Origin of the sequence: Mycoplasma paraquilae, from assembly GCF_048284415.1 — a bacterium.
In the GTDB taxonomy this organism is placed as follows: domain Bacteria; phylum Bacillota_I; class Bacilli_A; order Mycoplasmatales; family Metamycoplasmataceae; genus Mycoplasmopsis.
Map to the genome: position 1 here is coordinate 254312 of NZ_JBLVZU010000001.1, position 15626 is coordinate 269937.

The 15626-nt window shown below is 27.8% G+C and carries 14 protein-coding genes; 4 read left to right on the forward strand and 10 right to left on the reverse strand.

Going from position 1 to position 15626, the window contains the following annotated elements; genetic code table 4:
- Positions 1 to 6: 6 nt before the first annotated feature.
- From ACNQ12_RS01075 to efp, 3 genes are read right to left on the reverse strand one after another with little or no spacing between them, the layout of a single operon-like run.
- Entirely contained in the window at positions 7 to 336 is a 330-nt protein-coding gene (locus ACNQ12_RS01075; protein WP_418036926.1) for a hypothetical protein, read from the reverse strand.
- A 1-nt stretch (position 337) separates the two neighbouring features.
- Positions 338 to 655, reverse strand: coding sequence for an MMB_0454 family protein (locus ACNQ12_RS01080; RefSeq protein ID WP_416741502.1), 318 nt, complete (start codon positions 653 to 655; stop codon positions 338 to 340).
- Positions 655 to 1218, reverse strand: coding sequence for an elongation factor P (gene efp / locus ACNQ12_RS01085; protein ID WP_416754215.1), 564 nt, complete (start codon positions 1216 to 1218; stop codon positions 655 to 657). Before efp ends, ACNQ12_RS01080 begins: the two co-directional genes overlap by 1 nt.
- A gap of 957 nt (positions 1219 to 2175) precedes the next feature.
- Here efp and ACNQ12_RS01090 point away from each other — a divergent pair.
- Both ACNQ12_RS01090 and ACNQ12_RS01095 read left to right on the forward strand, forming a co-directional pair.
- Entirely contained in the window at positions 2176 to 3483 is a 1308-nt protein-coding gene (locus ACNQ12_RS01090) for a hypothetical protein (protein ID WP_418036928.1), read from the forward strand.
- 113 nt (positions 3484 to 3596) lie between these two features.
- A complete protein-coding gene (locus tag ACNQ12_RS01095; protein WP_418036930.1) occupies positions 3597 to 5993 on the forward strand; it encodes an MIP family Ig-specific serine endopeptidase in 2397 nt (798 codons plus the stop codon).
- 43 nt (positions 5994 to 6036) lie between these two features.
- Here ACNQ12_RS01095 and ACNQ12_RS01100 read toward each other — a convergent pair whose 3' ends face one another.
- The gene (locus ACNQ12_RS01100) at positions 6037 to 6813 is read right to left on the reverse strand and encodes a hypothetical protein (RefSeq protein ID WP_418036932.1); all 777 of its coding nucleotides are present in this window, start codon (positions 6811 to 6813) and stop codon (positions 6037 to 6039) included.
- Between the two features lie 301 nt (positions 6814 to 7114).
- Between ACNQ12_RS01100 and ACNQ12_RS01105 the strand changes: the two genes are divergently transcribed.
- Together ACNQ12_RS01105 and ACNQ12_RS01110 are read left to right on the forward strand one after the other, a co-directional pair.
- Complete coding sequence (locus tag ACNQ12_RS01105) at positions 7115 to 7942, forward strand: PTS sugar transporter subunit IIAB (protein ID WP_418027247.1); 828 nt, start codon at positions 7115 to 7117, stop codon at positions 7940 to 7942.
- Between the two features lie 717 nt (positions 7943 to 8659).
- Positions 8660 to 9145 carry a hypothetical protein gene (locus ACNQ12_RS01110; protein WP_418027248.1) on the forward strand — a complete coding sequence of 162 codons (486 nt, stop codon included), beginning with the start codon at positions 8660 to 8662 and terminating at the stop codon, positions 9143 to 9145.
- Positions 9146 to 9527: 382 nt separating this feature from the next.
- Here the strand turns inward: ACNQ12_RS01110 and ACNQ12_RS01115 are convergent, their stop codons facing one another.
- From ACNQ12_RS01115 to ACNQ12_RS01140, 6 genes are all read right to left on the reverse strand, one after another.
- Positions 9528 to 10235 carry a hypothetical protein gene (locus ACNQ12_RS01115; protein WP_418027250.1) on the reverse strand — a complete coding sequence of 236 codons (708 nt, stop codon included), beginning with the start codon at positions 10233 to 10235 and terminating at the stop codon, positions 9528 to 9530.
- The gene (locus tag ACNQ12_RS01120) at positions 10235 to 10747 is read right to left on the reverse strand and encodes a hypothetical protein (RefSeq protein WP_418042097.1); all 513 of its coding nucleotides are present in this window, start codon (positions 10745 to 10747) and stop codon (positions 10235 to 10237) included. Before ACNQ12_RS01120 ends, ACNQ12_RS01115 begins: the two co-directional genes overlap by 1 nt.
- 180 nt (positions 10748 to 10927) lie before the next feature.
- Positions 10928 to 12310: a hypothetical protein gene (locus ACNQ12_RS01125; protein WP_418036938.1), complete on the reverse strand. Its 1383-nt coding sequence runs from the start codon at positions 12308 to 12310 to the stop codon at positions 10928 to 10930.
- A 91-nt stretch (positions 12311 to 12401) separates the two neighbouring features.
- Complete coding sequence (gene prmC / locus ACNQ12_RS01130) at positions 12402 to 13115, reverse strand: peptide chain release factor N(5)-glutamine methyltransferase (RefSeq protein WP_418027253.1); 714 nt, start codon at positions 13113 to 13115, stop codon at positions 12402 to 12404.
- 3 nt (positions 13116 to 13118) lie between these two features.
- On the reverse strand, positions 13119 to 14195 hold the full coding sequence (gene prfA / locus ACNQ12_RS01135; protein ID WP_474623453.1) for a peptide chain release factor 1: 1077 nt from the start codon (positions 14193 to 14195) through the stop codon (positions 13119 to 13121).
- Positions 14196 to 14334: 139 nt separating this feature from the next.
- Positions 14335 to 15501 carry a restriction endonuclease subunit S domain-containing protein gene (locus ACNQ12_RS01140; RefSeq protein ID WP_418036939.1) on the reverse strand — a complete coding sequence of 389 codons (1167 nt, stop codon included), beginning with the start codon at positions 15499 to 15501 and terminating at the stop codon, positions 14335 to 14337.
- Positions 15502 to 15626: the final 125 nt, after the last annotated feature.

Consider the following 15626-nt stretch of genomic DNA (forward strand, 5'->3'; position numbering starts at 1 on the left):
TCTTTTTTATAGCAAGATTGCAAGCAGAATAATAGTAATAATGACCAATAAAAGAATAATTCCAAACAAAATAGCTCATAAACGATTTCTTAAGAAAGCGTGCTCTCTTTTTAAACGTCTAAATAGTACTTTATTGGGAATTAAATCATTATCGGCGATTTTATGGTCGCGCAATTCAAGTAATAACTTATTCATTTGGTCTAAATATTTTTCTGTTGCTTTGGTATATCTTTTTTTGTTTAGGTTTGAAAATTTATCTATTTCACTTTTTACTTCATTGCTAAAAAGCTTTCGGTAAAAAGACATTTTTTCTTTAGGAAATTCTTTGCGTTGCATTTTAATAAATGTCCATTAATACAACTTGTACATTTTTAGGTTTTTTATCAATTAAACTTTTAACACTTTCTTCTATTTTAAAGGTTAAATCTTTAATTATTGCATATGGATCAATTTCATTACTTTGTGCACCACGAATTTTAACATCTATGTAAATTTGTACATTAGAATGATCGTCATCAAAGCTAAGTCTCATGTTTGAGAGATTGCTTTTAACGTATTTGGTACTTTCAATCGCGTTAGATACAGCATCCACAATAGCAGATTCTTGTACGATATAACTTTGATTAGAATTGTACGGTACTGTAATTCAGTTCATTATTTATTTGATTTTCCAACGTATTTTCCAGAATCTGTTGAAACTGAAATAACGTCACCTTCTTTAATGAACATAGGTGTTTCTAATTCAAATCCTGTTTCAACTGTAACTTTCTTTTGAGGGTTAGTTGTTGTGTTTCCTTTAACAGCATCAGGTGCTTCTGTTACAAGTAAGTCAACATTTGCTGGTAATTCAACGTCTAAAACTTCTTCTTGGAATTTTCTGATTTGAACTTCTTGTCCTTCTTTTAAGAAGTTTAGTTCTCATTCAACGTGTGAAACTGGGATTTCAACTTGTTCGAATGTTTCGTTATCCATTAAAATAATGTTTTCTCCATCAGAATAAAGGTAGTTCATTCTTCTTTTGTCGATGTGAGCTGGTTTAACTTTATCACCACCTGTGAAAGATTTAATGGTTGTTGAACCTGTTCTTAAGTTTTTAACTTTAGCTTTAACATTTGCTTGCCCACGCCCTTGTTTTGAGTGTTGTGCATCTAAGACAACAAAGATTTCACCTTCATCTTCGAATGTGATACCTGGTTTGAATTCATTAACATTAATCATTTTTTCTCCTTTTTGACTTTTTTAGCCTTGTTTTATAATATTTTTAATTAAATTAAAATAATTATATTAAAATTAGTCTTATTTTTTATAAAAAAATAAGCATTTAATTGCCTTAAATTCAGGAGCTAAAGGTAATTTTGAAATAAAATTATTTTTCAAACTGATACTCCGGGAAATAAAATGTGGAAATTTCCACAAAATGTGGAAAAATGTGGAACAAAATAGAATTTGAGCTGTATCAATAAAATAAATAATATAATAAATTTGTAAGTTGCATAAAAGTGCTACTTACACCCGGAACTTTTATAAAAAGTGGATAAAAAACTAACTTTTATTTATATCGCACAAAGTTATGCTATTTAGCATAAAATATCATCAATCTACAAATATAAAAGTAATCAACTTTATCATAGATAAAGTGTTTTCATAGTATGTAACTATGATTGGTTTCAGTACAAAAAAGATTTTGTTGTTTAAAAAAGTTATATGCTTTTTCGCACGAAAGTGCGTTTTTTCATATAGCGAATAAATAAATGTATAAAAAATTAAAAAGATGACATTCCACTAAAGCTAAAGTCGAACTGTCATCTTTTTTGGTTCCTGTTGTAAAATTGGTGTAAATAAAAAATAAAAAGGAACGAATTTAATTATATGATAACTGCAACTATAATGCACAAGAAAAATATAATTTGTGTTGAAAGGCCATTCAAATGATAATTTATGAATAGAATATATTTTCGGAAGAATTCGTGAGGAACTTTTCTCTCAAAAGAATATCAATAAGTTTGATATCAAATATGTAAAATGATTAATTTATAACTCTGTTAAATATTAAATCATTAAATTATATGAGTCCGAATGAATATATTAATTTTTTAAACAAAATGAATTGTCTTAAATATCTTTATTAGTTCGCTTTAAAAATTGCTTATGATAGAATAATATTAAAAGGAAGATATGGCAAGAAATAAATTTCAAATAGTATCAATTATTTTTACAATTTTAGTAATTATTTCTGGAATAGGAGCTGCTGGCTATGGTATTTCTAACGCCATTATAAATTACAAACAAGGAACAGATTGAGAAAAACAAAACAGATCAGCTCTCTTAGAAATGAGACAAAAATATCTTGACCTATGAAATAAAGCTAAAGATAAGAATGATTATTATGTTACATATAAAACAAAAGAATGCATGGAACAAATTGATAATCATCTAAATGATAATTATTTTTTAAGAAACAACAGTCTAGATCAAGATGCGTTTGATACCCTTAAAGAGTATTATGACTCATTGGAACGATTATTTAATGAATATATTACTGAGTATAAAGGTCAAGTTGAGCAAGTTCTTAGTGTTTCTAATAGCTTAGAAGTATGAGCTAATAAGCAAAGTGGACCAATCAAAAAAGCTTTGCATAATAGTAAAGTATGAAGTAAGATAGTAAATATAAAACAGGAATCAGAGTTTTTACCAACTAAAACTATAGCCATTTATTGAAAGTGGTTTTATCAATTACCGAGTATTTTGAATTCATATACTCAAACTAATCCAACATTAAGTGCTAATTTTTATAGCTACCTTTTTCAAAACATTCTAACATTGTGCAATGAAAAATATTACACATCTTGAGAATGAGAAAATAATAAATTAAATAGTCTAGCGCAAGAAATGGAAACAAAAGTCTACCTAGCTGATAATAAAGATTTAGTCCTTGATCAATTAGATAACTTTCTGCAAACTGCTTTGGACTATTTAGAACTATATAATCAAGGCAAAAGGGAAATTGAAGGATTGAAGCGCTATGCTGCAGAGATGTCAAGAAAGCAAACTTCTATAAATAATTTTATGAAAATGGATTTATTTAAAGCTCAATATGGTAGTGAAATTGAAAAACATAAAGAAATGGCCCAAATTAATTTAAATCAACCTTTTAAACAAATTCAACAGCAATATTTAGACTTCTTTCATTTCATTGATCCAATTCTTAAAAAAGGATTTTTAGCTCTAGGGTTCGGAACTGAACAATATCAACCTTTTAAGAATCTTAGATCTCAATTTTATAGTTACTTAAAAACACTAGCAAATAGTGATCTTTATGCTCAAGCTAGAGTGCATGCTCAAACAATTATTGATAAATACTCTAATGAATTTGCAAATAGTCAAAATAATTCAAGTAAGCTTGAAGAACTTTTAGTACAATACCAACAAGCGTATAACGATTTTGTACAAAAGTTTACAGCTGTCAATGAGGCGACAAAATAGTAAGTAATTCAATATTAGTCACAACAGTGGCTTTTATTATGCATTAGGTAAATTTACTGTAAATTTTAGTGGGAATGTTAAAATTATTAAAGATAAAAGAAAAGGAATATGTTATGAAAAAATGGAAATTTGCTCTAGGAGCAATAAGTGTTCAAAGTTTAATGCCACTAATGACTTTATCATGTAATAAACCGCAAGCACAGGAACTAGATCGGAAAAATAAGTTAATTGAGCAATTACATCAACAAATTAATGAACTAAATCAGGCTTTAGGGCAAAAACAAAATGATTTAACAAATGCAAACAAACAGCTATTGCAAGTTAATAGCAATTTAACTTTAGTACAAGAACAACTAGTTCAAGCTAAAGATACTAATGCTTCATTAGTATCTCAAGTTACGGAATTAAATGGCCAAAATAAACAGTTAAATGAGCAATTACAACAAAATGCTAGTAATATAGCTGATTATCAAACTAAGATAAATAGATTGCAGCAACAAGTTAAAGAGTTACAAAATAACCAAGAATATAAAAATCTTGCTAAGCAAATAAAAGAGCTAAATAAGCAAATTGTATCCTTACAAGAAACTATAAAACAAGCTAATGATATTCAAGTTCAAGATCGAGAACAAATTGAAACATTAAAAGCTCAATTAGCTCAAGCTCAAAAAGATAAAAACAACTTAGAGCAAGCACTAAAAGCCAAAAATGATGCAATAAATCAAGTAGCAAGCCAGCTACAAGAAGCACAGGAAAAAGTAAAAGAATTAACTGCAAGCAATGAGGAATTGCGAGCGACTATTGAAGCAAATAATGCTACCATTAAGCAAAATAATCTAACAATTGTTTCATTAAAAGAACAAATTAAGACAAATACAGAAAAAGTTGCTTCATTACAAACACAGCAAGAACAATTAAATAAGCGAGTGGAACAACTTTTAGCTCAATTAGCAAGCGCCAAAAGTGCCTTAGAAATTGCTAATAGTTCTAATGCGACATTGCAAGAACAAAATGCTAAATTGCTTGATGAAATTGCAAAACTTAAAAAACAAATTTCTGATCATTCTGAAGAAAGTGAAACTGATAAAGATAGAGTACTTTCTACAGAAGAGATTAAGAAATATTATCAAGAACATCCTAACTTAAAACAATTTAAACTAGATACTAGTGTTGAAGGGAAGCTTGAAAATAATAAAGCTTATATTAGTTCCATTCTAAATCGAACATTTTCTTTAATTTGAGATTTTAATGATGGAACTAATACAGCTGGAACTATTTGATTGTTAGATTATCACAAAGAATCAGATACTAAATATAAGCTTTTCTTTGCTACTAATTATCATGTCGCTGCTGAATTATATTCAGATAAAGACTTTACTTTTAATGCACAGCCCAATCGTAAAAAATCAATTACCAATATTCGCCTAGGAGCTATTGACAATTGAACAAATAAAAAGCGCAAGTACAGTTATAAACAATTAAATTATGAAATGTGACCTAAAAACTTGTTTTTAGCGCACAACTTTATGGATCAAAAAGTTTCTGCTCTATATCAAGGGCGTTACTATACAGAGTTTTCTGTAATTGAATTTGACTATGACATAGAGAAATTCAATGCTTTACCCACAATTGATCCTAAGCTAAATGATAATGAAAAAAGAGTTAGAATCGAAGAATTAAAACAAATGAAAGCGGATAATAACGTTTTGACTAAGAAGCTTAATAATGCAATCAAAGAGTTGGATTTATCAATCGAAAAATTCAAAAGTGGTTCTTATCCAATGCAAAATTCTACTTTACCATATGCTGGAATGGATTATGGTTCAGTTGCATTATTTGCACATAATGTTTTAGGAACTAAAGATGGCGTAATTCAACAACCTAACACTATTAATAAAATTAACAAAGTAAGTAATGATATTGAAAAATATTTTGGCAACGTTAAACTTCAAAAGCAACCTACCTGAGACTATTTTGCTGGATATCCATTTGTCAATGCTAGCAGAAACCAATTGCTATATAATGTAGCTCCTTCTATGCTAGGCAGCTCAACTGGTCTGGTACATAATATTGATCAAAACTTTTGACGTACTATTGATTGATATAATGGCAATGTCATTGCAGATCATGGAGCAGAATTTAATAATGAACCTAGAAGCAGATTTTATGGTCTGGCATATGAAAATTTAGTGCCATGTGATATTATTGGAGGAGCTTCCGGCTCATTAGTGGTTAATGATTCTAATTTACCAGTAGGACTACTATTTGGGCATAATCATAAGCAGCCTTTAATTGATAAAGAAAATGCACAAGTACAATTAGAAAAAGCTTTAACTGTTGGTTATGCTTTAAATATGCCATTTTATTCAAGCAATATTAATGGTTATGTCCAACCTTATAATGTTATTGATGGAACTGATAAAACAAAATATTCACATCAAGTAAACTCATATCGTGAAACGTTAGCCAAGGTTTATGGCTCAAATTATCAAACAGCATTATTTAAATAAAAAAATGACCTAAAATGCATATAGCGCTTTAGGCATTTTTATATTAATCAAATTCAATTTTTTCTCAGTTATCCTCATGATTAACTGAAGCAATTGTACATAGTTGAGTTTTTAAAATTCAAGAGAAGAATCTGCTTCCAAATAGCTTAATCATTAGTTTAGTATATTTGGAATTGAAGTCATTACCAGTTAAATTATTTTCTTTAATAACTGTATAAATTACTAGTCGATTTAATGGATACAATCCAAGGAATGCAAGCATAACAAATATATAAATCATAAACATATAATTAATAAATGATCCATGATATGATGGATTAGCAAAGGCATTAATAATTAATCCTAAACCTGTGAGAGCAAAAATTAAATTAAGTGCTGGAAAAGCATTAATTAAGCAAGCAATTGCTTTTTTATTGCCTTGTTTTACGGTGTTTAAATTTACTTCAAGATCATAAGTTGGTTTAATGTAAATATATTTGTAGATAAAAGCGAGTAATTTACCTTTTTGACTAGGAAAACGATGAATTGGTGTTTCAAAATCTTTGATTAATATTCTAATTCATAGGTTAAATCCAAATTTTAAATTATAGAAAGCAATAAATGGAGCTAGCATAAGAAGCCATATTCCAAAGAATACTTCAGCTGCTATAAAAAACTTGATTTCATTAGGGTTTTTTGAAGTCTTAACTTCATCCGTTAATATTGGCATAATTACAGGCAATAGTAGTAGTGTATATAGTGCTGCTATAAGCACAATTGCTAAGATAATTCCGATTGAAAATAACCAGTAAATTTTTTTCTTATTACTTGTTTCATTCATATATACTCCTTAAAATATTAACTTTTTAATTATATAAAGAAGTTATAAAACCTTGTTAAAATTGAATTTATTTCCACATTTTGTTCCATATTTAGAATTTTGTACATAAAATAAAACTTTTTTATTTAATCTAATATTGCAAGAGGTTTATTTAGTTTCTATTTACCTTTGCAATTTAAGAAATATAGCTTCTTTAAGCCTAGGGGGTAGGTAAAAAGTACAAGATAAAAATCTTTATTTTTTAGATTATGAAATCTAAAATAGGATAAAATTTAAGTAATATTTTAAATAAGGAGATCTTATGTTTGAAAACATAAAAAATAAAGAAGTTAATCACAAAGATATGTGCAATCTAGCTGCTATTATTGATGCATTTGGTGGTTTTGATAATATTTTAGCTTTTAATAACTCAGTATCTCAATTAAGATACGATGTTAAAAATATTGCATTAGTTAATATTGAAGAACTAAAAAAACTTGGAGCAAGTGATATAAAAGTGTTTGACGCTGCAAGACACGTACAAGCAACATTCCCATGTGCTGAAGAATTAAACTGCTTTATTAAATTTAATAAAGATGAATTAAAACCTTTATGTTCATCTGTCAAAGAAGCTGATAATGAAGGACACTGTGGATGTGCTAAAACTGAAACTAATGCACAAGTAGTAAATCAAATTGATGTATTAGCACCAGTTACAGGAACAACATTTTCTTTAGAATCATTAAATGATGGTGTGTTTTCTAAAGGGTTAGTTGGAAAAGGATTTGGAATTAAATTAACAAATGAAACAAAAGCTGAAGTAGTTGCTCCATTTGATGGAAAAATAGCTATGATGCCAGCTAATAAATCTCAAATCATTTTATCTAACTCAAGTAATGGTGTTGAAGCTGTTATCTTATTTGGAAAAGATAGCTACAAGCTTGATGGAATTGGATTTAAAGCTTTTGTTGCTTTAAATGACTCAGTTAAAGCTGGTGATAAATTATTTGAATTAGACTTAAACAGATTTAATAATGAAAACATTAATAAAGATGTATTATTTGTGTTAACACAAGATTCAAAATTACAAGAAATTACTAACTTAGAAGCTAATGCAACTGTTGGTAAAAAACTATTTACTTTAAAATAACTTACATTTAATAATTAACACGGGGCAACCTGTGTTTTTTAATACCGGATGTTATTGATATACTACCATACCTTTTTGAACTACGAAAGTGATAAAAAAGTTTTATTCGTAGAAATTTTTAAAAATATGGAACAAAATGTGGAAACAATAACAAAATATTAAGGATAAAGCATGCTAACCAGCCTAATTAAAATAGGCTAGCAAATATATATTTTACTCATTTTAGCCATACATGAGGCGTAATAATTTTTAGCTGAGACTTATGTCCATATTTTAATTTACAGCCCAATAATTGGAGACTATTATGATCCATACTAAACTAAAGACAAAAGACAATATTTTTAAATATGCTACAACTGTCAGAATCATACTTTGATTACTGTATGCATCGCCAGTGGCTTTACTGATAGAATTAATCATATGATTAATTTTATTCCTTACACAAATGTTTAAAGACAATTATTACTTATATGTACTATATGCAATTTTAATTATCTTTGCAGCCTTAATTTTAGTATTTATAATCTCATTTTTAATTACTGGGGCAATAGCTCGCAAAAAAAGTTGATACTGAAGAGCTGATACAAATTCGCATATTTACTAAGAATTCAAAATGCACTATTTTGTATAGAAGATTATTAATGGCAATGTACCCATTTAGTCACTGTAAAAAAATAGCATCAGCATTAAATATCGAATTTGTTGAAGGTGAAAATAATGAACAATAAAGCTAAAATCAAATTTCAGGCCCCATCTGATATAGAAGTTTTTGAAACAGTAAATGCTATAGCTAATACAAATGCATTGTATACTGCAATAGCTTTTATTGTTCAAATTGTAATACTATTACCACTTTGCATCCCGCATTATGCTATAAAGGATGATACATACGGATACGTGATAATGCTATTTTGTATTACAGCCTTTGAATCAATTGCATTTTATTTTGTTCGGATGGTTTTAGGAGATAACTTTAAAAAAGGAAAGTATTTAGATCTGAATTGAAAACTCGACCCAACTAAATTTTCTATTCATGCCTTAGTTTATCTATATTTGACTAGCGATAGTTGACTTTTATGAAGATATATTTCACTCTTCTACAGCTATAAATTTGGTTATCGAAAATATTTCTTTAATATTAAGTACTACATTTGAAAACAAGAGCAAAAACACGAGTCTAATAAAGAGGATGTTCAAAGTTAACTAGTAAATTAATATTTGATATAAAATTGCGAATAAATAATTAACACTGGGTAACCTGTGTTTTTTAATGCTATGCTGTAGTACTCTAGTAGATAAATAAAAACTATGCTTTTGCATAGTAATTATGTGCTTATATTAATAAAAGAAAGTAATTTTTATAAAATTTATAATAATATGTTGTCTTAATTACATTACATTAAATAGATTGATTTAAAAACTATGATAGTTTAAAAAATAGTCTATCATCAGGCATTTAACTAGAAAGAAACGTTTTTATTATTAACTGAAAACAAATATTTATTATGATTCATTATAAAATAAAGAATGATTTAAGCCTATTTTCTATTGTAAAGTTTTTTGATTATTTATGAGGTGGTTCTTTTTATTGCATATTGCTAAAATACTTATTATAGAAATCTCGATAAGAATATAGTTCAATTCTTTTCCCGTCTAGAATAGTACAATTTGTCGGTAGTAATATTAATAAATATTTTCAATAATCATTTCCTTGCAAATAGCGACTTGCAGTAATTCAATAGCCTACATATTTATGTGTTTCAAAAACAGCATTTTTATTAGTGAGATATTGTGTTATATCAAATGAATAAACCTTATATACATAATGAGCTTCTGAATTATTAAAAGTGACTTGACTTGTTTCTTTTTTACTGTTAATAACTTTTCCAAGCAAGCATTCATCACTTAATTTATTATTTTCGATTTGCCAGAATTTAAATTTAATTGTTTCAAAACAATTAAGAGATATGAATATGAATCCCATCACAATTCCACAGTAGTCCACTATTTTAAATGAATTAAATCAGTCTGATTTTTTAAGTTCTAATGCTATATCATTTTGCCATAATATTTCAAATGTTGCAATAAAAACTATAGTTGGAAAAATTAAGAAGAAATAAATAATAATGCCTATGAAAAGTTTGGAAAATATAAAATGAAAAATTTGATTATTTATTTTTATTTTATTTTTTATAAAATATTTTCTTGAAACAATAGATAAGGGATACATAATTCTGTTTTTACTAACAAGTGTATAAACGAAACATAAAATAATATCTAATATTCCCAACATTATTTTTCTCCAGAAATTTCAAAACCATTTTCACGGCAATATTGTTTTAGCATGCAAGGAGTTAAAATTATATTTGTTCCTTTTATTTTATAATGATTGCAAAAAATAATAGAACAATAGTTTCACATTTCACTTGTACTATTTAGATATTTATCAATTTTAATATTAAGAAAAACATTTCACATATTTGAATTAATTGGCAATAAAATTAGTGCACGAGATTGTTTTTTTAAATTAATTTGCTGAAATGATTCACAGCTTATAAATAAACTATCTATCCTTTTGCAATCATAATTTGAACAATTTTGCATTCTAATTTTGGTAAGAAGATCTAATAATCTGAAATACTCAATAGCAATTATAGTCAGACTAAGGCTGCCGAATATATTTATGGCGCTAGAAGTTTTAATTAGAATGCCATAAATTGTATTCACTAAATTATGTTGTTCATAATAAATTAGAATTTTTAAGGCAATTGACCCTATTAATATTCCTAATGTCCATTCAAACATAACTAAAATCGTATAAATAATGATTCTTTTATTTAACCATTTTAAAAAGCTATTTTCTACCATGACTTTATCTTGCATAATTTGTGGCAGAATAATTTTAACAATTCGAGAAAAAACTTTACTTTTGCTAAAAAATCTAATATATATAACTATTGAGCCAAATATAATAAAGAACATAATCTAACCTAAATTATCTTCCATGGTTTTATTTGGTAATTTTTTTATATATCATCCTGTAATAGGGTGATAAGCCTTTGTTAATCCCATGTAGTGCAATTGTGATTTAGTCATTGATATAAAATATTCAAGAGGTTTCACTTCTTTCGTTACCAAATTCATAAACATTAGATTTTGGCCACCGCTGCCTCCCTCAGTATATAATTTATCCATTGGTGTCTCGTTTACAACAACTCACTCAATTTTTTCTACCTTACTTTTTTTATCCAATATATTATTGGAAATCTCTTTTATAGCCTCAATTAAAGTGTTTGTTGCGGAGATTTCTTTATAAACATTGTATAAATCTATGCTCCCCACTCCGATAGATAATAAATTTGAACCTATTCCAAAAAAGGCAGCTGCTGCAGTAGAGTTGGTAATGGTTAGTCCATATTTAAAAGCATTTGATAATTGTTTTAATGTAACAATATTGTCTGCCAAATTAATATATGTATATATATTTGATGCGGATGACCATAATTTAGATGAAGAAAGAAATTCATATAATTTATCTATATCACTATATGAATTCTTTAAAATAGATATTTTATAATCTACAGCTGCTGCTGCAACTGAAAGAGCTGTAGATGTTATGGTGGCAGCAACAGCATAAGGAGTTGTTGCACCTCATGAGAAAAAGGATGCAGCATATAATGCAGCTGCTATTGTGGCGGAAGAAATTGAAGCAATGATTAAATTTCTTTTTGTGGCATTCAATTTGTTTATGGTTTCTAATTGTTTTACTTTATTTTGATTAAATTTATCATATAATTCATCAAGTTTTTTTAATTCCAATAAAACAAATTTAGAACTAATTTGACCATCATTATTTACTGCTCAATTGTTATTGCTGGTAGTGCTTATTCTTTCTATATTTGTTGTTGTTGTTAGAAAATTGTTTTTCTTGTTTTCTTTAATACTTTTTTTGACTTGTAGCGAGATTTTTCTGACGTTACTTTTAAATTCCTTTATAAATAATTTGTTATTCTCTGAAATATTATTTTTATCCGTATTAATTCCTTTAATTTTTGATACTTCATTTAGCGCTACGTTAGCAAGTGCTTGTATATCGCTTTCTGGCATTGCTTCTGTGACTTTTTTACTACTAAATTTATTATCAAGAATATTATCAGCGATATCACTAAAAAGCTTAGAATTTTGACTCGATATGGTTGATTGGAGTTGCATAAGCTCTTTATTTTGACTTTCGGATAGCGAAGAGACATTTTCTGCACCATTTATTATTGTTTTATCAGCATCTTTGTTTTCAATGGTGGCATTAGGCTGAATTGTATTAGAAACTGTTGTTATTAAATTAAGTGTGCTTAATAATTTATTTTCCATATATATCCTCCATAAATATTATATTTTATAATTTGAGAAATATATTAAATCTATTATTTTTTGCTATATAAAAATCCACTCTAAGAGTGAATTAGTTAAACGATACAATGGCAAAGCGATCTTTGCCAGCCATATCTTTATGAATTTCAATTTGATATTTCGCTTGAAGTTGTTCTCAATATCGTTTGTGAAATGGATTAATTTCAAAAAAGATTTTGCCACCTGGATTGAGGTAGTTTTGACCTTGTTCAATAATAGTTTGATAAAAGTAAAAACCATCTTCAGGAGCATATAAGGCATGTAGTGGTTCAAAATTAATTACACTAGCATCTAGCTGCTCACTTTCTTGAATGTAAGGTGGATTTGAAACAATTACATCAAATTTTTGCTCTATATTATTAAATAAATCGCTTTGAATAATATTAATATTTACTTGATTGCTTAAAGCATTTTCGCCACTTTGTGCTATTGCTTCTGGATCTATATCACTAGCAGTTAAACTTCAAGTGGGATTAGCTTTCTTTAGTGCAATAGCAATAAAACCTGAACCAGTGCATAAATCAAGCACTTGTAAGTTGTTTTTATTTTGATACGCTTGCTCAACAAGTAAAATTAATTCTTCAGTTTCATAACGGGGAATAAGAACTTTATGGTTAACATTGATTCTGACGTCATGCATATCAACATATCCCATAATTTTTTGCACTGGCATTCCTTGCTCAAGGAGCTCTAATTCAAAAGAAGATACAGTTTGAGGTAAACCATATCTTCTTTTTTCAAGTAATAAATCTGCTTTTGTAGGCATGAATTAAATTCCTGCTTCAGCAATCTTTTCATTTTGCTCTTCAGCAAGTAGTGCATCAATAATTGAATTTAACTTACCTTCCATAACAGGAAGCAAGCTAGTTGAATAAGAAACTCTATGATCTGTAACTCTATCTTGTGGGTAGTTATATGTTCTAATCTTTTCACTTCTAGCACCAGAACCAGCTAATTTACGGTATCCTGATTCTTCAGCTTGTTTCTTTTGAAGCTCGATGTCATATAACTTAGATTTAAGCACTCTAAAGGCAATATCCTTGTTTTGAATTTGGTTTTTACCTTCTTGACAAGTAACAACAATTCCAGTTGGCAAGTGAGTAATTCTAACCGCAGAGTCAGTTGTATTAACTGATTGTCCACCATTACCACTTGAACGATAAACATCAATTCTTACATCTTCTGATTTAATTTCAATGTTGATATCATCATCAATTTCAGGCATAACTGTAACTGTAGCTGTTGAGGTATGAACTCTACCTTTAGTTTCGGTTACAGGAATTCTTTGTACTCTGTGTACTCCTGATTCAAACTTAAGTTTTGAATAAGGTTTATCGCCTTTAACCGAGAAGACAACTAGAGTAAATCCACCAGCTTCAGCTGCAGAAGATTCAAGTAAAGTAAGTTTCATATCATTTTGACTAGCTCATTTTGAATACATTCTAAATAAGTCCCCAGCAAAAATGTTTGCTTCATCTCCACCAGCTGCACCACGGATTTCAACAATAACGTCTTTATCATCATTTTCATCTTTAGGTAAAATTAAAATCTTTAATTCATCAGTTAATTTTTCCATTTTACTTTCGGCTTCAGCAATTTCCATTTTCGCTAAAGAAACTAATTCATCATCATTTTCTTTAAGCATTTCTTTAGCATTTTTTAAGTTGCTTTCAGCTTCTAGATAGCTATTAAAAGCATCTACAATATCTTGGATTGAGTTAATCTCCTTATTTAACTTTGTGTACTTTTTAATGTCGTTAATAACTTCGGGATCTTGAAGTTGTTTTTCTAATTCATCATGTTTTTGTTTGATTTGCATCAATGAGTTATACATAGTTGTTTCCATAATTGTATATTTTAACATATAGCTCAATTTTAAAGACTATTTTTTAAGCCTATTATATAGAAAGTGAGACAAAAATCTTTTTGCAGCTAATATTAGACAATAAAAAGAATAAAAAATATACTTCCAAAATGGAAATATATTAACAAAACATTTTTTCTAATAAAGCTTGTTTAATGTTATTTAACTTTTCAAGCTTAAGTTCTTGAGAGCGGATAAGAGAATCTAGACTTGAGAAGAATTGACCTATTTTTTGTTGTTCCAGTATGCTGCAAGGCTTATTAATAAAACTATTCAATAGTTTTTCTAAATTAAATACAGTTCTTACACCACCCTCTTGATTTAATTGAACAATCAAATTAAAAATATCTGTTTTTAACCATTTATACAGAAAAATATCATCAAGAATTTCCTTATTCACTTTAAATGCTTCATACATAGGACTGATCAATATATTAAAATCCTTATTTCAAAATCCTATAGATCCAACATCAATTCTTGCGGGATTATATGCAAATGTTTGAGGAGAAATAATCTGTGATTTAGATTTATCAGAAAATATTGCTAATCCGCCAAATTTAAATTGCTCATTTTGTTCAATGAACCCGTATTTATTAGAAACTGAGTAGCTTTTTAATTTTAAATTATTAATATTTTTTTCACCAGTTTTATAAATTATGTCATTAAATTGTTGGCATTTTCACTCTTCCACAAAGCCTTTAAATCTTATTTCTGGGAATTTTTGATTTTCTGAAGCAAACATTTTGCTTAATAATGATTGTTTTACTTCATTAAGTTTTTTAAGTTTAAGTTTTTGAGAAGATATTAAAGAGTCAATATAGTTGCAAAATGATCCGATTAAATTTCTTTCTGTGATATTGTCACTAATTTTTATTGATGTTTTTGCGACAACAGAAATATAATGTCTTGCATGTCCCTGGCTTTCAAAAGTATTGTTACTTAATATTGCAAAGTAGTAAGATAATGAGTCTTGGTTATTTTTTAATGTTAGAATTTTTAAAGCTGAGGAAACGACCATGAACGGAAAATTAACATATTTACTATCTAATGTGAAATCATCAAAAAGAATACAATCGCCTTTTGCATAATAGTTTTTACTTTCAGTATACCCCAATTTGAATGATTTATTCGCAGTTAACACGGGTATTCGTCCAAATTCCAACAATGGTAGTTTTTCAATATACTTATCAGGCCTTTCATAATCTATAAAATCATCTAATATTGCTGTTTTTCACTCCTCTTCAAACCCTTTAAATCTTATTTCTGGCACTAATTTTTCCTTTTGCATATATCTCTCCATCTCAAGCTAACTTGTTATAAAATAATTTTATCATAGCTAAATAATAAGTTACTAAAATGAAGCATTTTTGTAGCAGAATGCTATTAAGAAATAATTTTGTAATATAATTGTTT